This window comes from Streptomyces sp. CRCS-T-1 (assembly GCF_024442335.1).
GTDB classification, from domain to species: Bacteria; Actinomycetota; Actinomycetes; order Streptomycetales; family Streptomycetaceae; genus Streptomyces; species Streptomyces koelreuteriae.
Genome location: NZ_CP101651.1, coordinates 3,139,063 through 3,158,753 on the forward strand (window position 1 = coordinate 3,139,063; position 19,691 = coordinate 3,158,753).

A 19,691-nucleotide genomic window follows, 5' to 3' on the forward strand; every position below is an offset into this window, starting at 1 on the left:
ATCCCAGCTCACGACACTCGTTCGAGTGATGTCAGGGCCGGACACCCGGTCACGGCAGGCGCCTACCGCGGCACGATGTCCGGCGCCCCCAACCGCGCCGCGTCCGCCGTGAGGTCATCGGGCTGCCGCTGCGACTCCCGCTCGGCCTCCACCCGCTTCTGGTAATGCTCGACCTCGCGCTCGATCTGGTCCTTGTCCCAGCCGAGTACCGGCGCCATCAGCACGGCGGCGTCGCGTGCGCTGCGGCTGCCCCGGTCGAAGGTCTCGATCGAGATGCGCGTCCGCCGGGTCAGCACGTCGTCCAGATGCCGCGCCCCCTCGTGCGAGGCCGCGTACACGATCTCGGCGCGCAGATAGTCGTCGGCCGCCGCCAGGGGCTCGCCCAGTGACGGGTCCTCGGCGATCAGCTCCAGAAGCTCCTCGGTCATCGCCCCGTACCGGTTCAGCAGGTGCTCCACCCGCACCACGTGCAGTCCGGTCCGGGCGGCGATCCGCGCCCGCGCGTTCCACAGCGCCCGGTAGCCCTCGGCGCCCAGCAGCGGCACGTCCTCGGTGACGCACTCGGCGACACGCATGTCGAGGCCGTGCACCGCCGCGTCCACCGCGTCCTTGGCCATGACCCGGTACGTCGTGTACTTGCCGCCCGCCACGACGACGAGCCCGGGCACCGGATGCGCCACGGTGTGCTCGCGCGACAGCTTGCTGGTGGCGTCCGACTCGCCCGCGAGCAGCGGCCTCAGCCCCGCGTAGACGCCCTGGACGTCGTCCCTGGTGAGGGGCACCGCGAGCACCGAGTTCACATGCTCCAGCAGATAGTCGATGTCCGCGCTGGAGGCGGCCGGGTGGGCCTTGTCTAGGTCCCAGTCGGTGTCCGTGGTGCCGACGATCCAGTGCCGGCCCCAGGGGATGACGAACAGCACGGACTTCTCCGTGCGCAGGATCAGCCCGGTCGTGGAGTGGATCCGGTCGCGCGGCACGACCAGGTGGATGCCCTTGGACGCCCGGACGTGGAACTGGCCGCGCTCCCCGACCATCGCCTGGGTGTCGTCGGTCCACACCCCGGTGGCGTTGACGACCTGCTTGGCGCGGATCTCGTACTCCCCGCCCCCTTCGACGTCCTGCACCCGCGCGCCGACGACCCGCTCGCCCTCGCGCAGGAAGCCCGTCACCCGCGCGCGGTTGGCCGCCTTGGCTCCGTACGCCACCGCCGTGCGCACCAGGTTGGTCACATAGCGGGCGTCGTCCATCTGCGCGTCGTAGTACTGGAGCGCCCCGACCAGGGCGTCCTTCTTCAAGCAGGGCGCCACGCGCAGGGCGTGAGAGCGGGTCAGGTGGCGGTGCATCGGCAGGCCCCGGCCATGGCCGCGCGCCATGGACATGGCGTCGTACATCGCGACGCCCGACCCGGCGTACAGGCGCTCCCAGCCCTTGTGCTGCAGCGGGTACAGGAACGGCACGGGCTTCACCAGATGCGGGGCGAGCCGCTCCAGCAGCAGGCCGCGCTCCTTCAGGGCTTCCCTGACGAGGGCGAAGTCGAGCATCTCCAGATAGCGCAGGCCGCCGTGGATCAGTTTGCTGGACCGGCTGGAGGTGCCCGAGGCCCAGTCGCGGGCCTCGACCAGGCCCGTGGCGAGGCCCCGGGTCACGGCGTCGAGGGCGGTGCCCGCACCGACCACGCCCGCGCCCACGACCAGCACGTCCAGCTCTCGCTCGGCCATGGATGCCAGTGACTCGGCTCGCTGCTCCGGCCCGAGTGTCGCTGTCCTCACGCTGCCTCCCGCTCATCGGTCGCGCCGGCCGCACCCGTCGGGTGAGACCCCGTCCGTACCCCCCATGCCCAAATTCTGACCGGGTTGCCCGACTTCAGCCACCACGGGCCCTCAGCCTGTGGACAACCCGCACGGAACACTCACCGAAACTCGGCCAGGCAATCCCACATAACGGTCATATTTACTCCTAGTCTGACATTGCGCTCGCCCGTCCTGTCCACAGGGCTTGCGCACCTGTCCCACTTCGGCTACGGGAAGGACGGCCACGCCGTGCCCGCAGATCTCGCCGTCATCGGACTCGGCCCTTACGGCCTGCCCCTGGCTCAGGCCGCCGTCGCCGCCGGCATCCCCACCATCGGCTACCGGACCGGACCCGAGACCGGTTCCCTCAGCGCCGCCGAACTGCGCCGGATGCTCTCGAAGGGCTTCCGGCCGACCACGAACGCCGCCGAACTCGGCAGGGTGCGCACCGCGGTGATCTGCGCACCGACCCCGCCGGGCACGGACGGCCGGCTCGATCTGACCCAGGTGGAGACGGCCGCCCGCACCCTGGCCGCCCATCTGCGCCCGCACACCACGGTGATCCTGGAGTCACCTGTGTACCCCGGGGCGACGGAGGAATTCCTGCGCCCGCTCCTCGAGGAGGGCTCGGGCCTGCGGGCGGGCCGCGACTTCCACCTCGCCCACTCCCCCAGCCGCGTCGACCCCGGCAACCGCGACTTCACCCCGGCCGGAACCCCGCAGGTCATCGGCGGCCTCACCCCGGCCTGCACCGAGTCGGCCGCCGCCTTCTACGGACGGCTCACGGACAAGGTGGTACGCGCGCGTGGACTGCGCGAGGCGGAGACCGTGCAGCTGCTGGAGACCAACTACCGGCACGTCAACATCGCCCTCGTCAACGAGATGGCCGCGCTCTGCCACGACCTGGGCGTCGACCTGTGGGACGTGATCCGCTGCGCGGAGACCAAGCCGTTCGGCTTCCAGGCCTTCCGCCCCGGCCCGGGCGTCGGCGGCCACACCCTCCCGCAGGACCTGACCGCCCACGGCGGCCGCAGCCTGCGCATGGTGGAACTGGCCCAGCAGGTCAACAGCCGCATGCCCCGCTACGTCGTCCAGCGCGGCGCCCAGCTCCTCAACGAGCACGGCAAGTCCGCGCGCGGCGCACGCGTGCTGCTCCTGGGCGTCACCTACAAGCCCGACCTCGCCGATCTGCAGGGCACCCCCGCCCGGGAGATCGCCCGGCGGCTGATGGACCTGGGCGCGTCGGTCAGCTACCACGACCCGTACATCCCGGACTGGAGCGTGCTCGACCGCCCCGTCCCCCGGGCGGACTCCCTCTACGAAGCGGCCGCCGACGCGGATCTGACCATCCTGCTCCAGCAGCACCGCACCTACGACCTCCAGGGCCTGTCGGTGAAGGCGCAACTGCTCCTGGACACACGAGGGGCGACACCCATGGGTGCCGCCCACCGTCTGTGACGTCGTGCCCGGGGCTCAGCGCCGGTGCTGCGAGTCCGCCACCGTCACCTCGACGCGCTGGAACTCCTTCAGCTCGCTGTAACCGGTGGTGGCCATGGCCCGGCGCAGGGCGCCGAAGAGGTTCATCGAGCCGTCGGGGGTGTGGGACGGGCCGGTGAGGATCTCCTCGATGGTCCCGACCGTGCCGAGGTCGACCTTCTTGCCGCGCGGCAGCTCCTCGTTCACGGCCTCCATGCCCCAGTGGTGCCCCTTGCCGGGACCGTCGGTCGCGCGGGCGAGCGGGGAGCCCATCATGACCGCGTCGGCACCGCAGGCGATCGCCTTGGGCAGGTCGCCGGACCAGCCGACACCGCCGTCCGCGATCACGTGCACGTACCGGCCGCCGGACTCGTCCATGTAGTCACGGCGCGCGGCCGCGACGTCGGCGACGGCCGTCGCCATGGGGACCTGGATGCCGAGCACATTGCGCGTGGTGTGCGCGGCGCCGCCGCCGAAGCCGACCAGCACACCGGCCGCGCCGGTGCGCATCAGGTGCAGGGCCGCGGTGTACGTGGCGCAGCCGCCGACGATCACCGGGACGTCCAGCTCGTAGATGAACTGCTTCAGGTTCAGCGGCTCGGACGCGCCGGAGACGTGCTCCGCCGAGACCGTCGTACCGCGGATGACGAAGATGTCCACGCCCGCGTCGACGACGGCCTTGGAGAACTGGGCCGTGCGCTGCGGGGAGAGCGCGGCGGCCGTGACCACGCCCGAGTCGCGCACCTCCTTGATGCGGGCGCCGATCAGCTCCTCCTTGATCGGCGCGGCGTAGATCTCCTGGAGGCGCCGGGTCGCCGCCTCGGCGGGCAGCTCGGCGATCTCGTCCAGCAGCGGCTGCGGGTCCTCGTGGCGCGTCCACAGGCCCTCGAGGTTCAGCACGCCGAGGCCGCCGAGCTCGCCGATGCGGATGGCGGTGGCCGGCGAGACGACCGAGTCCATGGGGGCGGCCAGGAACGGCAGCTCGAAGCGGTAGGCGTCGATCTGCCAGGCGATCGAGACCTCCTTCGGGTCCCGCGTACGGCGGCTGGGGACGACGGCGATGTCGTCGAAGGCGTACGCCCGGCGGCCGCGCTTGCCGCGCCCGATCTCGATCTCAGTCACGTTTGTGGCCTTTCCCTGATGCGTTGCAGCGTCTTCCAGTATCGCCGACGGGCACGACAGGGGCGGTCCCGGATGCTCCGGGACCGCCCCTGGTCCGTCTCACGCGCGCGTGCGGGTCACTTGCTACGGCTGTAGTTGGGTGCCTCGACCGTCATCTGGATGTCGTGCGGGTGGCTCTCCTTGAGGCCCGCGGACGTGATCCGGACGAAACGGCCGTTGTCCTGGAGGTCCGGCACCGTGCGGCCGCCGACGTAGAACATCGACTGGCGCAGGCCGCCGACCAGCTGGTGGACGACCGAGGAGAGCGGGCCCCGGTAGGGCACCTGGCCCTCGATGCCCTCGGGGACCAGCTGCTCGTCGGAGGCGACGCCCTCCTGGAAGTAGCGGTCCTTGGAGAAGGACTTGCGGTCGCCGCGGGTCTGCATGGCGCCCAGCGAGCCCATGCCGCGGTACGACTTGAACTGCTTGCCGTTGATGAAGAGCAGCTCGCCCGGCGACTCCTCGCAGCCGGCCAGCAGCGAGCCCAGCATCACGGTGTCGGCGCCGGCGACCAGGGCCTTGGCGATGTCGCCGGAGTACTGCAGACCGCCGTCGCCGATGACCGGGACACCGGCCTCCTTGGCGGCGAGAGCGGCCTCGTAGATGGCCGTGACCTGCGGGACACCGACACCGGCGACCACACGGGTGGTGCAGATGGAGCCGGGGCCGACACCGACCTTGATGCCGTCGACGCCCGCGTCGACCAGGGCCTTGGCGCCGTCGCGCGTGGCGATGTTGCCGCCGATGACATCGACACCGTTCGCGTTCGACTTGATCTTGGCGACCATGTCGCCGACCAGCCGGGAGTGGCCGTGCGCGGTGTCGACGACGATGAAGTCGACGCCCGCCTCGATCAGGGCCTGGGCCCGCTCGTAGGAGTCACCCGCGACACCGACTGCGGCACCGACGAGGAGGCGGCCCTCCGCGTCCTTCGCGGCGCTCGGGTACTTCTCCGCCTTGACGAAGTCCTTGACGGTGATCAGGCCCTTGAGGACGCCGTCGTCGTCGACCAGCGGCAGCTTCTCGATCTTGTGCTTGCGCAGCAGCTCCATGGCCTCGACACCGGAGATGCCGACCTTGCCGGTGACCAGCGGCATCGGCGTCATGACCTCGCGGACCCGGCGGGTGCGGTCGGTCTCGAAGGCCATGTCGCGGTTGGTGACGATGCCGAGCAGCTTCTTGGCGGGGTCGGTGACCGGGACGCCGCTGATGCGGAACTTGGCGCACAGCGCGTCGGCCTCGGCAAGCGTGGCGTCCGGGTGGACCGTGATCGGGTCGGCCACCATGCCCGACTCGGACCGCTTCACCAGGTCGACCTGGTTGGCCTGGTCCTCGATGGACAGATTGCGGTGCAGCACGCCGACGCCGCCCTGGCGGGCCATCGCGATCGCCATGCGCGACTCGGTGACCTTGTCCATGGCGGCGGACAGCAGCGGGATGTTGACCCGCACGTTCTTCGAGACGTACGAGGCGGTGTCGATCTCGTCGGGAGCCATGTCCGACGCGCCCGGCAGCAGCAGCACGTCGTCGTAGGTCAGCCCGAGTGTCGCGAATTTTCCGGGCACTCCGTCGACGTTTGCAGTCATGACACCTTCCCCAAATGGCCTTGATCGGTGCGGATGTCCATGCTAACGGGAAGCGCGGCTGTCTCATTCCACGGTTCCGGTCGGCTCGGGGCTTCGTATGTTCGTACGGAGGCCACGCACCACCTGTTCAACCAAGGGCTGCTGAGGGCCTACTGCTCGGCGAGCGCCCGCAGTCGGCTCAGCGCCCGGTGCTGCGCCACCCGGACGGCGCCGGGTGACATTCCCAACATCTGGCCCGTCTCCTCGGCCGTGAGCCCCACCGCGATGCGCAGCAGCAGCAGCTCCCGCTGGTTCTCGGGCAGGTTGGCCAGGAGTTTCTTGGCCCATTCCGCGTCACTGCTCAGCAGGGCGCGCTCTTCCGGTCCCAGGGAGTCGTCGGGGCGCTCGGGCATCTCGTCGGAGGGGATGGCCGTCGAGCCGGGGTGGCGCATCGCCGCGCGCTGCAGGTCGGCGACCTTGTGGGCGGCGATGGCGAAGACGAACGCTTCGAATGGGCGCCCGGTGTCCCGGTAGCGGGGCAGCGCGAGGAGCACCGCCACGCAGACCTCCTGGGCGAGGTCCTCGACGAAATGCCGGGCGTCGCCCGGGAGGCGGGACAGACGGGTGCGGCAGTAGCGCAGTGCCAGGGGGTGGACATGGGCGAGCAGATCGTGCGTGGCCTGCTCGTCACCGTCGACGGCGCGGTGGACGAGCGCGCCGATCGCCCCTTGGGCATTGACCGCCTCGTCATCGCGCATCGGTCCATGGTGCCCTGCGGCCACCGGGTCCGCGGCACCGCGCCCGTTGTTGTGCACCGAAGCGTTATGAGCAGGTGCGCCGGCACTCATCCCCTGCGCCCTCCCCTTCCGCTCGACCGACTCGTTCCCGAGGAACTCCACACCCTCAAGGATGCGGCATCCGCGGCGAAACAAGCAGCGGGCACCCTGCGGACCCCCGGTCCACCCCCGCCCACCTGGCTTTCCGCACTCCCGCTACGACCGCTACGACCGCTCCGACCCACGCGGTCACCCTTGGGGCCTGCTGTTCGGATCGTCCCCGGGTCGCGGGCGCTCACGGGCGAGTGCGCGCCCGGCTCACGCGGGGGCATCCGCATGCCCCCGCTCCACGACCCGCAGCTCGAAGCCGGCCCGATCCGAACGACAGGCCCTAGCGCACCAGGCCCCACCGGAAGCCGAGCGCCACCGCGTGGGCCCGGTCCGAGGCGCCGAGCTTCTTGAACAGGCGCCGGGCGTGGGTCTTGACGGTGTCCTCGGAGAGGAACAGCTCGCGGCCGATCTCCGCGTTCGAGCGGCCGTGGCTCATGCCTTCGAGGACCTGGATCTCACGCGCCGTGAGCGTGGGCGCGGCGCCCATCTCGGCCGAGCGCAGCCGGCGCGGGGCGAGCCGCCAGGTCGGGTCGGCCAGGGCCTGCGTCACCGTCGCGCGCAGCTCGGCGCGGGAGGCGTCCTTGTGCAGATAGCCGCGGGCACCTGCGGCGACGGCGAGCGCCACGCCGTCCAGGTCCTCGGCGACGGTGAGCATGATGATGCGCGCACCGGGGTCGGCGGACAGCAGCCGCCGGACCGTCTCGACGCCGCCCAGACCGGGCATGCGCACGTCCATCAGAATCAGGTCCGAGCGGTCGGCCCCCCAGCGGCGGAGGACTTCCTCGCCGTTGGCCGCCGTCGTCACGCGCTCTACGCCGGGCACGGTCGCGACCGCGCGACGGAGCGCCTCTCGGGCAAGCGGGGAGTCGTCGCAGACGAGGACGGAAGTCATGACCGCCCTCCGCAGCTGATGCACGTCACCTTGAGCCTCCAGGCTGGTACGGAATCGTCACCTGTGCGGTCGACCGTCTCGGATATCTGTCCGAGCCCTTGTTCCTTCAACCGCCTCGCACTCTCAACGACGGTCACTCGAAAGAGTTACGGGGTCGGCTGTCATCTTCGGCACTCTACGTGAGGGGGCGGACACGGTGCAGACATGAGCGGCAGACCCACGAACTTTCATCACAACCTATGCCCCATTCAGACCCATTTCTTCCGCTTTGCCAGTGTCTGGAGCTAGATTCGCAATGAGTCATATTTTCATCTCCTTAGATCGTAGTTGTACGGTCGTAGACACCGGATCCGCCCAGAACGGCTACAAGGGGTCACGTAATGGCAGATTTCTCCCGCCTTCCCGGACCGAACGCGGACCTGTGGGACTGGCAGCTGCTGGCTGCCTGTCGCGGGGTGGACAGCTCGCTCTTCTTCCATCCGGAGGGCGAGCGCGGTGCGGCTCGGAGTGCTCGCGAGAACTCGGCCAAAGAGGTCTGCATGAGGTGCCCGGTACGCGCCGAGTGCGCTGCTCACGCCCTGGCGGTGCGTGAGCCGTACGGCGTGTGGGGCGGGCTGACCGAGGACGAGCGCGAAGAGCTCATGGGGCGGGCGCGCAACCGGCTGGTGTCGGCGTCGGCACCGGGCGGGCATACCGCCTCGCACCATTGAAATAACGTTTCTGCAGACAGGCACGCGCACGACAAGGCATGCACGCCTGCGCGTGGAGCTAGCGGACGGCCGCCCGCGCGAGCTGGTCGAGCGTCGCCGACACCGCCGGGACCTGAGCGAGGTCGGGCAGGGTGAGCGCGACGATCTCCCGCCGCACCACCGGTTCCAGCGTCACGGTGCGTACTCCCCGGGGCCGAACCGACTCGACGGCGAGCTGGGGCAGCACGGCCACGCCCAGCCCGGCGCCGACCAGGCCGACGACCGCCGGGTAGTCGTCGGTGGCGAAGTCGATGCGAGGCGTGAAGCCGGCCGCCGCGCACACCTCGACCAACTGGCCGCGACAGCGCGGACAGCCCGCGATCCACGACTCCCGCGCGAGCTCACCGATGGCGACGGACCCCGCGCCCGCGAGCCGGTGCCGCTCCGGCACGAGGGCGACGAGCCGGTCCGACAGCAGCGGCCGTACGACGAGGTCGTCCCACTCCTCCGCGCCCGCCGCGCCCTCGTAGCGGAAGGCGAGCGCCACGTCGCAGTCGCCCTCGCGCAGCAGGCCGACCGACGCGGGCGGTTCGGCCTCCTCCAGGGAGACACGGGTGCCGGGATGCGCGGCGCGCAGTGCGGCGAGGGCCGTGGGCACCAGCGTGGAGCTGCCGCTGGGGAAGGAGACGAGCCGGACCCGTCCCGCGCGCAGCCCGGCGATGGCGGCGATCTCCTCCTCGGCGGCCGTGAGCCCGGCGAGGATCCCGGCGGCGTGCCGCACCAGCGCCTCACCGGCCTGGGTCAGGCGCATCTCGCGCCCGGTGCGGATGAGCAGAGGGGTGCCGACGGAGGATTCCAGGGCCTTCATCTGCTGACTGACGGCGGGCTGGGTGCAGCCCAGCTCACGCCCCGCGGCGGAGAAGGAACCGGTGGCGGCGACGGCGCGCAGGACGCGGAGATGGCGGGCTTCGATCACCCTTCGAGGATAAGCGACTCTTTGATCGCGATGCGAATAATGCGTCGACGCTTTGAGGGGCGGTCCCTTACCGTGCGAGGCATGAAGCTTCTGTCTGTGAATCTGGGCCGCGCCGAGGCTGTGCCGTACACGGACAACCCGGAGGGTGTGACCGGGATCGACAAGCGGCCGGTCGACGGGGCGGTACGGGTGTCGGCGCCCGGGCCCAAGGGCGTCGGCGGGAGCGGGCTGGCCGGGGACGCGGTGTGCAAGCTGGAGCACCACGGCGGTGACGACCAGGCGGTGTACGCGATGGCGCGCGAGGACCTGGACGAGTGGGAGCGCGCGCTGGGCCGGACCCTGGCCGACGGGGCGTTCGGCGAGAACCTCACGACCCAGGGGCTCGACGTGTCCGGCGCGCTGATCGGCGAGCGCTGGCGCATCGGGCCCGAGGTGGTGCTGGAGATCACCTCCGGGCGGATCCCGTGCCGTACGTTCCAGGGCCATCTGGAGGAGAAGGGCTGGGTGAAGCGGTTCACGCGGCGGGGCGCGCCGGGCGCCTATCTGCGGGTGATCGAGCCCGGGGAGATTCGCGCGGGCGACGCCGTCGAGATCCTGCACCGGCCGGACCACGACGTCACCGTGGCCCTGCAGTTCCGGGCGGTGACCACCGAACGGACGCTGCTGCCGCGGCTGCTGGCGGCGGGTGAGGCGCTGCACCCGGAGGTGCTGCGCTGGGCGCGGGAGTACGTGGAGAAGAACGGGGCCTGACAGCGCCTCACCGCGACTGTCTCCACCGACCCTTCACCGCCGAAGGCCCCGTCCGGAAGCGGACGCACCCAGTCCGGGTCACTAACCTTCTGCCATGACAACGGCTCTGATTACGGGATCGACGGCAGGCATCGGGGCCGCGTTCGCGCGGCGACTGGCGGCCGACGGGCACAACCTGGTGCTGGTGGCCCGGGACACCAAGCGGCTCAGGGAACAGGCGACCGAACTGCACGACGGGCACGGCATCGAGGCGGAGGTGCTGACGGCCGACCTGGCCGAGGACAAGGGCATCGAGGCGGTGGCCGGCCGGCTGGGCGACCGCAAGAACCCCGTCGACCTCCTGGTCAACAACGCCGGCTTCGGCAACAAGGGCCGCTATCTCGATGTCTCCATGGCCGATGAGCTGCGGATGCTCAAGGTGCACTGCGAGGCGGTGCTGCGGCTGACGTCGGCGGCGGCAGACGGCATGCGGGAGCGCGGCCGGGGCGGTGTCGTCAATGTCGCGTCGGTCGCCGCGTTCGTGCCGCGGGGCACCTACGGCGCGTCCAAGGCGTGGGTCGTGCAGTTCACGCAGGGCGCGGCGCGCGATCTGGCCGGCAGCGGCGTACGGCTGATGGCGCTGTGCCCCGGTTTCGTGCGCACGGAGTTCCACGACCGGGCCGGGATGGGCACGGACAACATCCCGAGCTGGATGTGGCTCGACGCGGACAAGCTGGTGGCGGCGGCGCTGCACGACCTGGCCCGGGGCAAGACGCTGTCGATCCCGGACCCGCGCTACAAGGCGCTGATGGGGGCGGCGAAGCTGGTGCCGCGGGGGATGCTCGGGGCGGTTTCGTCGAAGACGGGGCGCAAGTACGGGCCGCAGTAGCGGGCCCGGTGGCGAGCTCGGTAGCGGAAAGGGACGCCGAAGCGCCGGGAGGCACCTGGGCGGGCCGCTTGGGAGAATGGAGCTGTCCAGCCGGCCCCAGCGATCCCGGAGGCGAGGCCATGACCTTCGTACAGCTCATCGAGTGCAAGACCAGTCGGCTCGACGAGATGAACCGGCTGATGGATCAGTGGGTCGAGCAGACCAGAGGGAAGCGGACGGCGACGCACAGTGTGGTCGCGCAGGACCGGGCCGACGCGTCGCACGTCGTGGAGATCGTGGAGTTCCCGTCGTACGAGGAGGCGATGCGGAACTCGGGGCTTCCGGAGACCGGACGGATCTTCCAGGAGATGGTGGCGCTCTGCGAGGAGACGCCGACGTTCACCGATCTCGACGTGGTGCGGGACGAGCAGCTGAACGCGGCGACCGCGCGCCGCTTCTTCGAGCAGGCGCCCGGGCAGGGGGCGGCGCCCCCGTTCAACGACGTGTTCATCGAGGACTACCACGACCACGATCCCGCCAATGTGCAGGACGTGATCGGGCTGGACGCGCTGCGCCGCGAGGTGGAGGTGTGGCGGGGCGGGTTCGACTTCTCGTTCACGATCGAGGACCAGATCGCCCAGGGCGACCGGGTGTGCACCCGGTGGTCCTGGCAGGGGCACCACAAGGGCGACTTCCTCGGGATTCCGTCGACCGGGAAGGACGTCACCATGACCGGGACGACCGTGTACCGGTGCACGCCGGACGGGAAGCTCGCCGAGGGCTGGTGGCAGTACGACCGGCTGGGGCTGATGCAGCAGCTCGGGGCGCTCGATCCGCTGGAGCTGTGACCCGCAGCTCTGACCCCGCGGCGCTCCTTCAGTAAGCCGACCCGGGCCACGACGGTGCACGCACACCAGCGACGCCTTGTGTGGAGTCCGTCTCCAGGCGCTGCGCGCCGTCGCGGCTCCGGACGGCATGGTGCCGCTCGCCGACACGCGGCTGGTGGAGCCGGCCGCGTCGATGGCGGGCGGGGTGGCGTTCTCACCGCGCCTGGAACTGTTCCCGCTGGATCTGGGGCTTTCCCGCGCTCTGCGCATTTCGCAGGCCCAGCGGGGGTTCGCCCGGAGAGCGGCATCACGACGGACGACCTGTTGTCCCGGGTGCGGGCCCGATTCACCGGTCTGTCGGCGCTGGACGGGACGACATACGTCGAGTTGTCCGAGGCACTGGGATGCGAGTTTCCCGTTGGACTTGGACACCGAGCGGCGGCGCTTCTTCCCGAAGGCCGAGGAAGCGCGCGGCAGCCGACTGGGGCTGTCGTCCTCCGTCCTGACCAGTACCGGCTGCTCCCTGTACGCGGCGGCTCAGGGCCGTATCGCCGAGCCCGGCACGCTCGTCCGTGAGGCTGCCCCATCCCCGTATCACCGTCACCAAGACCAGCAAGAACGCGGTGGGAAACCGCATGAGCAGCACGATCAGGGTCAAGCAGCCACCCGCGAACCCGTCGCCTCGGGTGGAGGTGGACCGTCCCGGTCGCCGGTCCTCCTCCACCGTGTCCGGTCGCCAAGGACGTGCAGCCATGGCCTGGCCACCACTTTCGTGATTCGAGGCCCGGATCATGAAATCTTGCGGCTCAGTCCCGCCATCACGGCCGCCGTGCACCGCGGCTCACCGATGTCCCAGGAGGTGGTCGCGGAGCTCGTCGTTGCAGTCCTCACCGATCCCGGCCTGGACTCGAGAGAAGGCCAGCACTTCGTCTCCCCCGCCTTCCTGCTCGGCCTCGGCCAGTTGCCTATCGATGTCCGCGACGTACTCGGCACATTCGGCGCTGACGGGCCTCTCGGGCTGCGGGTCCGGTGCGGAGGAGGCGTCCAGTCCGGCGGTGGCGGCGAGGCCGGCCGCGCACAGCACCATCCACGCGGCAGCCCACGTGCGACGGCTCGTCCGTATCGGCTTGGGCATCCAGGCATCCTACGAGCGGCCGCGGCAGGCTGTCGCCGCATCGCGGATCTCTCGTCGACGACACCGGCGACATCCCGTGCGCGGGCGACCACATGCAGGCGACGCTCTTCCGGCCGACCGGCGACGAAACCCCGTGCAGCCGCTGCCTCAGCTCACCACCCACCGGTCAACGGGTCCGACTGAGCCGGGAACGGCCCCGGACCGCTGTGGAAGGTCGCCGCGCAGCAGAGGCCCAAGTCCGGTTACTACGCCGAGCTGACTGCTCAACTCGGCGCGGCGGTGGCATAGTTCAAAACCGCCCCAAACCACCCCCCTGCTGCTGTAGGTTCCCGCCCATGGCCACCAGCAAAGAGATCGAGAACCCGGAGTCGCGCTTCTCCGCAGTGCTGGCGAGTGCCGCCAGGCTTCCGGGCGTGCGTATCCACAGGGAGGAATACCTCCGAAAGGCGCTGGCCCGCTATTGCTCCGAGGACGAGATCCGCAGGGCGATCGAAGAAACCCCCGCAGCGGCGGGTATCCCTATCGCTGTTCTGGACAAAGCGGCCAACGACTCGATCAACTACGAAGCCGCCAAGGCCAGTGCCCTCTCGGCGGCTGCCGGGATACCCGGCTTCATCGCTCTTCCCGCCACTGTGCCCGCCGATACGGCCCAGTACTTCGGCCACATGCTGCGCATCGCTCAAAAGCTCGCCTACCTCTACAGCTGGCCCGATCTGTTCTCCGACGACAGCGACGACCTCGACGACGCGACCAAGGGAGTGCTCACGCTCTTCTTCGGCGTCATGTTCGGCACCCAGTCGGCGAACGCCGCCGTGGGGAAGGTCGCGGGGATGATGTCGAAGGAGGTCGCCAAGAAGCTGCCGCAGAAGGCACTCACCCAGGGTGTCATCTACCCCATCGTGAAGAAGGTCGCGGGCTACCTCGGCGTCCAGATGACGAAGCAGACCTTCGCGAAGTCCGTCTCCAAGGCCATTCCCGTCGTCGGGGCCGTCGTCTCCGGCGGGCTCACTCTCGCCACCTACCTTCCCATGGCCAAGAGGTTGAAGAAGCACCTCTCCAGCCTGGAGCTGACGAAGCCGGCGCACCGGGGCGTCGACGAACCGGTCGTGGACGGGGAGGTCGTGGACGGGGAAGTCGTGGAAGTGCACGAGTCCTCCGCCGCGATCCCTGAGCAGCCTGACGCGGACGACACCGCCGCCAAGCTGGAGAAGCGGCACTCGTCCTAGCCCACCGGGAGAAGAAAGCCACCGGTCCGGAGCCCCGGGGCGCGCATCCGCCTTTGTCAGTGACGCCGGGCAGGATGCGCGCCATGGCATCGAGAGGCGACAGCGACGAGGCGTACGTGGTCGGCCTGTGCAATCGGGTGCTCGGCGAAGAAGCCCTGACCCAGCACCGGTTCGACTGGCTGCTGGGCGACCCGGGGACCGGGGGCCGACAGGTCAGGCTGCCGGTCGACGCGTACTGGCCCGGCCGCCGACTGGTGGTCGAGTACCGGGAGCTCCAGCACGACCAGCAGGTGCCGCACTTCGACAAGCCGGACCGGCTCACCGTGAGCGGTGTCCACCGGGGTGAGCAGCGGGCCCTGTACGACGCCCGCCGCGACGCCGAGATCCCCGCTCACGGACTGCGGCTGATCGTGGTCCGGCCCGCCGACCTCGACGCGGACGGGCGCGGGCGGCTGCGGCGCAACGAGGAAGCCGACCTGGCGGAGCTGCGGAAGATCCTGGCCCGGGACAGCGACGAGAACCGGGCCACCGACGCCTTCCGCGCCTGGCTGCTCGCCGAGGGGTGGACGCCCGACGAGCCCACGGACCGCCGGACCAGGCTCGAAGCCGTGCGCGGCGAGGAGCGGCTGATCTGCGAGGCCAAGGGCCGCACCGAGGAGAAGAGCATCGACGGGTACGAGGTGACGGCCGACAACGGGGTGCGCCGACTGCTTGCCTGATCCAGACCCACCGGCCCCGAGAGATGTACATCTGCTACATTCATGACATGAGTGAGCCGGTTGTGGAATCCATGGCCGAGGTCCGCAGTCACCTCGCCGACGTGATCGACCGCGCCCGCCGCGACAAGACACCGACGATCATCACCCGGCGCGGCAAGCGGGAAGCCGTCGTGATCGACATCGAGGAGTACCAGCGGCTGCGCCAGCTCGCCGAGGACGCCGAAGAGGCATGGCTCAACCGGCTGGCCGACGAAGCCGAGTCCGAAGGCACCGACGGGTCGGTCTCACTCGAAGAGATGGCCGCCCTGCTCCGCGACCAGCAGCACTGATCCGCATGGGGTACGTCACGCGCTTCACCCCGCACGCCCAGCGGGACATGCTCAAGATCCCGCGCCCTGATGCCCTGCGCATCCTGTACCGCTTGACCGAACTCCAGAAGGCGATGGATGCGGGGGAGACGGCGGCCTTTGATGTGAAGGCACTCCGAGGGCACAACGCCCGGTGGCGACTCAGGGTCGGTGACTACCGGGTCGTCTACACCGTCGAGGACGGTCGAGTCGTCGTGTGGGTCCTGACCGTGGGCAACCGGCGGGAGGTCTACCGTCAAGTTCCCTGAGGCGTCAGCGCCCGCACGGTCTGCGCCGGACTGCCCGAAGATCACCCCCGACTAGCCCGACGCTGTCGCCCGCCGCCCCGACAGACGGCCGCTGTGGAGGCGGCGTCGTACCTGGTGAGCGGGGGTGTGGCTGCGGGACCCACTGCGGGAGGCCGTGCAGAGACACTGATCGCGTGGCTCGGCGGGCAGAAGTCCGTCGCCGCCGCGGCCAAGCGCGCGGCCGGGGTGCGCGGCGACCTGGACCACTTCGGCGCCCTCGGGTTCCTCCAGGGACCGCTGGCCGTCCTGCGGGACTGCGGCCGCCCCGGGCTGCTGCTCGTGCTCGATGAGGTGGAGACCCTGCAGCGAGTGCGTGGCGACGTACGTGCGAAGTCCCTCGACGCGCTGCGCCAGTTCCTCGACGAGATCGACGCGGGCCGGTTTCCCGGACTCTTCCTCGTCATCACCGGCCCCCCGCCTGCTACGTCGGCAGCAGGGCGTGCGGCGCCTCGCAACCCCTCGCCCAGCGGCTGGCGACCGGCTTCACCACCGACCCGCGCTTCGCCTCCCCGCGCGCGGTACAGCTTCGGCTGAGTGGCTTCGGCCTGGCCTCCCTCGGCGAACTCGGCCGCAAGGGTGCGGGAGGTGTACGCGGCGACGGCCAGACATCCCGAGCGTGTCGCCTACCGCGGCGCTAGTCGCCACCGCCACCACCGCCGTCACCACCTCCGTCACCACCTCCGCCTCCGTCGCCGCCGTCCCCGCCGTCGCTGCCCCAGCCGTCGCCGCCGCCGGGTTCGTTGTCGTCGCGGTCCCTGCCGAGGTTGCTGAACCAGGGGCGCTCCCAGAGGTCGTCGCCCGTGTCCCGGCGGGAGTTCACGGCGCGGAACCTGGCCAGGCCCGTGGTGTCGCCGAGGCCGAAGGACACCGCGACCGCGTGGGCCATGACGGCGTCCAGGGGGTCGGGGCTCTCGTGGTGGACTTCGGCCAGCGGCAGCAGCACCGTGCCGGGCGGGGGGCCGGGCCACCGCGAGGGGCGGATCAGCAGCGCAACCCGCCGGTCGTCGCGCAGCAGCCACGAGCTCTCCGCGTTCTCCCGGCCCAGTGTCCACCGCCGGTCGGGCAGGCGGATCTCGACCCTGCTCTTGGACTTGCGCATCTTCTTGCGGAGTTCGAGCCGTGCGGCGAGGTCACCGACGGTCATGACCAGGCCGCCCGTCCGGTCGGCGGTGTCGGGGCGGTAGCCGTACGGTGCCCGCAGCCGTACGGCGGGGGCGCCCGGGCCCCAGACGTCCACGCGGACCAGGCGCCGGTCCACGGCGACAGCGACCCGGCCGGCGGGAGCCGGCGCGTACCGCCGGGCGATCCACAACGGTACGCCCTCCGCCTGCGCCCGCGCGGCGAGGGCGGCCACGTGCTCGGGCCCGCCGCACCTGCGCACGGCCAGTTCGCCGAGCGCGTGGGCGAAGTCGGCGGTCCGGCGCACCTTCAGGGGCGTGGTCGTGCCGGTGACGCGGGTGACCGGGACGAAGCCTGGGCCCTGCGCCAGCGATTCCAGGGGGCGTTCGCAGCCACCGCCGCCGAGCCATCGCCCGCGCAGGTACGCCTCGGCCATGGCGGCGAGGTTCAGCTCGTCCAGCGGTGTGGTCCGGCCGCCTCTGCGCAACCGGTCCTCGGTGAGTTCCGCGGTGCGCGCCAGCGGATTGCGGGACCGTTCCTGATAGAGCGCCTGGCTCATCGACACCCCCTTCTGTTCCGGTGTCTAGGAGGCCGTCGACCGCCGCCGCGGTTCCCTGAGCGGTGGAGGGAACGGTGAGGGCCCGGCACCCCGTTTCCGGGGTGCCGGGCCCTCACTCAGGATCTGGCGACCTCAGGTCGTCAGTGGGAGTGGCCGTGGCCGTGGCCCGCGGCGGCCGGCTCCTCCTCTTCCTTCTTCTCGACGACCAGGGTCTCGGTCGTGAGGAGGAGGGAGGCGATGGAGGCGGCGTTCTCCAGGGCGGAGCGCGTGACCTTGACCGGGTCGATGACGCCGGCCTTGACCAGGTCGCCGTACTCGCCGGTCGCGGCGTTGAAGCCCTGGCCCTTGTCGAGCTCGGCGACCTTGGAGGTGATGACGTAGCCCTCCAGGCCGGCGTTCTCGGCGATCCAGCGCAGCGGCTCGACGGCGGCCTTGCGGACGACGGCGACACCGGTGGCCTCGTCGCCGGTCTTGCCGAGGTTGCCCTCGAGGACCTTCACGGCGTGGACGAGCGCGGAGCCACCACCGGAGACGATGCCCTCCTCGACCGCGGCGCGGGTCGCGGAGATGGCGTCCTCCAGACGGTGCTTGCGCTCCTTGAGCTCGACCTCGGTGGCGGCACCCACGCGGATGACGCACACGCCGCCGGCCAGCTTCGCGAGGCGCTCCTGGAGCTTCTCGCGGTCCCAGTCGGAGTCGGTGGACTCGATCTCGGCCTTGATCTGGGCGACGCGGCCCTGCACGTCGTCCTTGTTGCCGGCGCCGTCGACGACCGTGGTGTCGTCCTTGGTGACGGTGATGCGGCGGGCGGAGCCGAGGACGTCCAGGCCGACCTGGTCGAGCTTGAGGCCGACCTCCTCGGAGACGACCGTGGCGCCGGTGAGGACCGCGAGGTCCTGCAGCATCGCCTTGCGGCGGTCGCCGAAGCCGGGGGCCTTCACGGCGACGGCGTTGAAGGTGCCGCGGATCTTGTTCACGACGAGGGTGGACAGCGCCTCGCCGTCGACGTCCTCGGCGATGATCAGCAGCGGCTTGGAGGCGTTGGCCTGGATGACCTTCTCCAGCAGCGGCAGCAGGTCCGCGATGGCGGAGATCTTGCCCTGCGTGATGAGGACGTACGGGTCGTCCAGGACGGCTTCCATGCGCTCCTGGTCCGTCACGAAGTACGGCGACAGGTAGCCCTTGTCGAAGGCCATGCCCTCGGTGAAGTCCAGCTCCAGACCGAAGGTGTTGGACTCCTCGACGGTGATGACACCGTCCTTGCCGACCTTGTCCATGGCCTCGGCGATGAGCTCGCCGACCTGCTGGTCCTGGGCGGACAGCGCGGCGACGGCGGCGATGTCGGACTTCTCGTCGATCGGGCGGGCCGTGGCGAGGAGGTCCTCGGAGACGGCGGCGACGGCGGCGTCGATGCCCTTCTTCAGGGCGGCCGGGGAGGCACCGGCGGCGACGTTCTTCAGGCCCTCGCGCACGAGCGCCTGGGCGAGCACGGTCGCGGTGGTCGTACCGTCACCCGCGATGTCGTTGGTCTTGGTCGCCACCTCCTTGACCAGCTGGGCACCGAGGTTCTCGTACGGGTCCTCGACCTCTACCTCACGGGCGATGGTCACACCGTCGTTGGTGATGGTGGGGGCGCCGAACTTCTTGTCGATGACGACGTTGCGGCCCTTGGGGCCGATCGTCACCTTGACCGTGTCGGCAAGCTTGTTGACGCCGCGCTCGAGGGCGCGACGGGCGTCCTCGTCGAACTTCAGGATCTTCGCCATGGGAGCGGTTCAGCCCTCTCGGAAAACGTGGGTGAAACGAACTGCGCCCCCGACGCCCGGCTTCATAAGGTCGCGGGGGCCAGGGGCGCAGTTCACTGCAATGCTGGTAATGCGGGGTGAATTACTTCTCGACGATCGCGAGCACGTCGCGAGCCGAGAGGACGAGGTACTCCTCGCCGTTGTACTTCACCTCGGTGCCGCCGTACTTGCTGTAGAGCACGACATCGCCGACGGAGACGTCGAGCGGAAGACGGTTACCGTCCTCGAAGCGGCCCGGGCCCACGGCCAGGACGACGCCCTCCTGGGGCTTCTCCTTGGCGGTGTCCGGGATGACCAGGCCAGAGGCGGTGGTCTGCTCGGCGTCGAGCGGCTGGACCACGATGCGGTCCTCGAGCGGCTTGATGGCAACCTTGGAGCTGGTGGTCGTCACGATCCGACCTCCCCCTTCGGAGATCTCACGGGGTTAACTGTCTGAGGTGGCGACCAGGTGGATCCGTCGTCGCGGGTGCCGGACCTGCCCGTCGCTGTGTTGGCACTCTCCAGTGGGGAGTGCCAGAGCCGAGACTATGACCGCGATTAGCACTCGGTCAAGCGGACTGCTAATTGCCGGCGGCGCGTCGGCCGGGTTCCGGTGTCGGCGTACGTCCGTGCA

Annotated in this window: 19 protein-coding genes and 1 pseudogene; 10 read left to right on the top strand and 10 right to left on the bottom strand. The window is 70.4% G+C overall.

Features of this window, described 5'->3' with window-relative positions; all coding sequences use genetic code 11:
* Nucleotides 1-62: 62 nt before the first annotated feature.
* Nucleotides 63-1,769: a glycerol-3-phosphate dehydrogenase/oxidase gene (locus tag NNW99_RS13815; protein WP_215119347.1), complete on the bottom strand. Its 1,707-nt coding sequence runs from the start codon at nt 1,767-1,769 to the stop codon at nt 63-65.
* Between the two features lie 270 nt (nt 1,770-2,039).
* Between NNW99_RS13815 and NNW99_RS13820 the strand changes: the two genes are divergently transcribed.
* Nucleotides 2,040-3,248, top strand: a complete 1,209-nt coding sequence (locus NNW99_RS13820) for a nucleotide sugar dehydrogenase (RefSeq protein ID WP_215119349.1) — start codon at nt 2,040-2,042, stop codon at nt 3,246-3,248.
* A 15-nt stretch (nt 3,249-3,263) separates the two neighbouring features.
* Here the strand turns inward: NNW99_RS13820 and NNW99_RS13825 are convergent, their stop codons facing one another.
* From NNW99_RS13825 to NNW99_RS13840, 4 genes are all read right to left on the bottom strand, one after another.
* Entirely contained in the window at nt 3,264-4,388 is a 1,125-nt protein-coding gene (locus NNW99_RS13825) for a GuaB3 family IMP dehydrogenase-related protein (RefSeq protein ID WP_184591345.1), read from the bottom strand.
* Between the two features lie 116 nt (nt 4,389-4,504).
* Complete coding sequence (gene guaB / locus NNW99_RS13830; protein ID WP_215119351.1) at nt 4,505-6,013, bottom strand: IMP dehydrogenase; 1,509 nt, start codon at nt 6,011-6,013, stop codon at nt 4,505-4,507.
* A gap of 149 nt (nt 6,014-6,162) precedes the next feature.
* Nucleotides 6,163-6,750: a sigma-70 family RNA polymerase sigma factor gene (locus NNW99_RS13835; protein ID WP_184591349.1), complete on the bottom strand. Its 588-nt coding sequence runs from the start codon at nt 6,748-6,750 to the stop codon at nt 6,163-6,165.
* Nucleotides 6,751-7,159: 409 nt separating this feature from the next.
* The gene (locus NNW99_RS13840) at nt 7,160-7,771 is read right to left on the bottom strand and encodes a response regulator transcription factor (protein ID WP_003948568.1); all 612 of its coding nucleotides are present in this window, start codon (nt 7,769-7,771) and stop codon (nt 7,160-7,162) included.
* Between the two features lie 380 nt (nt 7,772-8,151).
* Here NNW99_RS13840 and NNW99_RS13845 point away from each other — a divergent pair, with 380 nt between their 5' ends.
* Nucleotides 8,152-8,481, top strand: a complete 330-nt coding sequence (locus tag NNW99_RS13845) for a WhiB family transcriptional regulator (protein ID WP_184591351.1) — start codon at nt 8,152-8,154, stop codon at nt 8,479-8,481.
* A gap of 58 nt (nt 8,482-8,539) precedes the next feature.
* Here NNW99_RS13845 and NNW99_RS13850 read toward each other — a convergent pair whose 3' ends face one another.
* The gene (locus tag NNW99_RS13850; RefSeq protein ID WP_215119353.1) at nt 8,540-9,436 is read right to left on the bottom strand and encodes a LysR family transcriptional regulator; all 897 of its coding nucleotides are present in this window, start codon (nt 9,434-9,436) and stop codon (nt 8,540-8,542) included.
* An 81-nt stretch (nt 9,437-9,517) separates the two neighbouring features.
* On the opposite strand from NNW99_RS13850, the gene NNW99_RS13855 reads away from it, so the two are divergent.
* The 3 genes from NNW99_RS13855 to NNW99_RS13865 all read left to right on the top strand — a co-directional run bounded on the left by NNW99_RS13855 (nt 9,518) and on the right by NNW99_RS13865 (nt 11,881).
* Nucleotides 9,518-10,186, top strand: coding sequence for an MOSC domain-containing protein (locus NNW99_RS13855; protein WP_215119355.1), 669 nt, complete (start codon nt 9,518-9,520; stop codon nt 10,184-10,186).
* Nucleotides 10,187-10,280: 94 nt separating this feature from the next.
* A complete protein-coding gene (locus NNW99_RS13860) occupies nt 10,281-11,054 on the top strand; it encodes an SDR family oxidoreductase (protein ID WP_215119357.1) in 774 nt (257 codons plus the stop codon).
* A gap of 119 nt (nt 11,055-11,173) precedes the next feature.
* Nucleotides 11,174-11,881: an ester cyclase gene (locus NNW99_RS13865; RefSeq protein ID WP_215119358.1), complete on the top strand. Its 708-nt coding sequence runs from the start codon at nt 11,174-11,176 to the stop codon at nt 11,879-11,881.
* Nucleotides 11,882-12,701: 820 nt separating this feature from the next.
* Here the strand turns inward: NNW99_RS13865 and NNW99_RS13870 are convergent.
* Nucleotides 12,702-12,995, bottom strand: coding sequence for a hypothetical protein (locus NNW99_RS13870; RefSeq protein ID WP_215119360.1), 294 nt, complete (start codon nt 12,993-12,995; stop codon nt 12,702-12,704).
* A 335-nt stretch (nt 12,996-13,330) separates the two neighbouring features.
* On the opposite strand from NNW99_RS13870, the gene NNW99_RS13875 reads away from it, so the two are divergent.
* The 5 genes and pseudogenes from NNW99_RS13875 to NNW99_RS13895 form a co-directional block, all read left to right on the top strand.
* Nucleotides 13,331-14,221, top strand: coding sequence for a hypothetical protein (locus NNW99_RS13875; protein ID WP_215119361.1), 891 nt, complete (start codon nt 13,331-13,333; stop codon nt 14,219-14,221).
* Nucleotides 14,222-14,304: 83 nt separating this feature from the next.
* A complete protein-coding gene (locus tag NNW99_RS13880; protein WP_251057781.1) occupies nt 14,305-14,940 on the top strand; it encodes a hypothetical protein in 636 nt (211 codons plus the stop codon).
* Nucleotides 14,941-14,987: 47 nt separating this feature from the next.
* Nucleotides 14,988-15,269, top strand: coding sequence for a type II toxin-antitoxin system Phd/YefM family antitoxin (locus tag NNW99_RS13885; protein WP_251057782.1), 282 nt, complete (start codon nt 14,988-14,990; stop codon nt 15,267-15,269).
* Nucleotides 15,270-15,274: 5 nt separating this feature from the next.
* On the top strand, nt 15,275-15,556 hold the full coding sequence (locus NNW99_RS13890) for a type II toxin-antitoxin system RelE/ParE family toxin (protein ID WP_215119363.1): 282 nt from the start codon (nt 15,275-15,277) through the stop codon (nt 15,554-15,556).
* A 51-nt stretch (nt 15,557-15,607) separates the two neighbouring features.
* A pseudogene (locus tag NNW99_RS13895) lies at nt 15,608-16,216 on the top strand (BREX system ATP-binding domain-containing protein); the annotation flags it as partial.
* Nucleotides 16,217-16,229: 13 nt separating this feature from the next.
* Here NNW99_RS13895 and NNW99_RS13900 read toward each other — a convergent pair.
* The 3 genes from NNW99_RS13900 to groES form a co-directional block, all read right to left on the bottom strand.
* Nucleotides 16,230-17,273 (bottom strand): hypothetical protein, encoded by a 1,044-nt coding sequence (locus NNW99_RS13900; protein ID WP_251057783.1) that lies wholly within the window; start codon nt 17,271-17,273, stop codon nt 16,230-16,232.
* Nucleotides 17,274-17,413: 140 nt separating this feature from the next.
* Nucleotides 17,414-19,039: a chaperonin GroEL gene (gene groL / locus NNW99_RS13905; RefSeq protein ID WP_215119365.1), complete on the bottom strand. Its 1,626-nt coding sequence runs from the start codon at nt 19,037-19,039 to the stop codon at nt 17,414-17,416.
* Between the two features lie 121 nt (nt 19,040-19,160).
* Nucleotides 19,161-19,469, bottom strand: a complete 309-nt coding sequence (gene groES, locus NNW99_RS13910; protein WP_003974211.1) for a co-chaperone GroES — start codon at nt 19,467-19,469, stop codon at nt 19,161-19,163.
* Between the last annotated feature and the right edge of the window lie 222 nt (nt 19,470-19,691).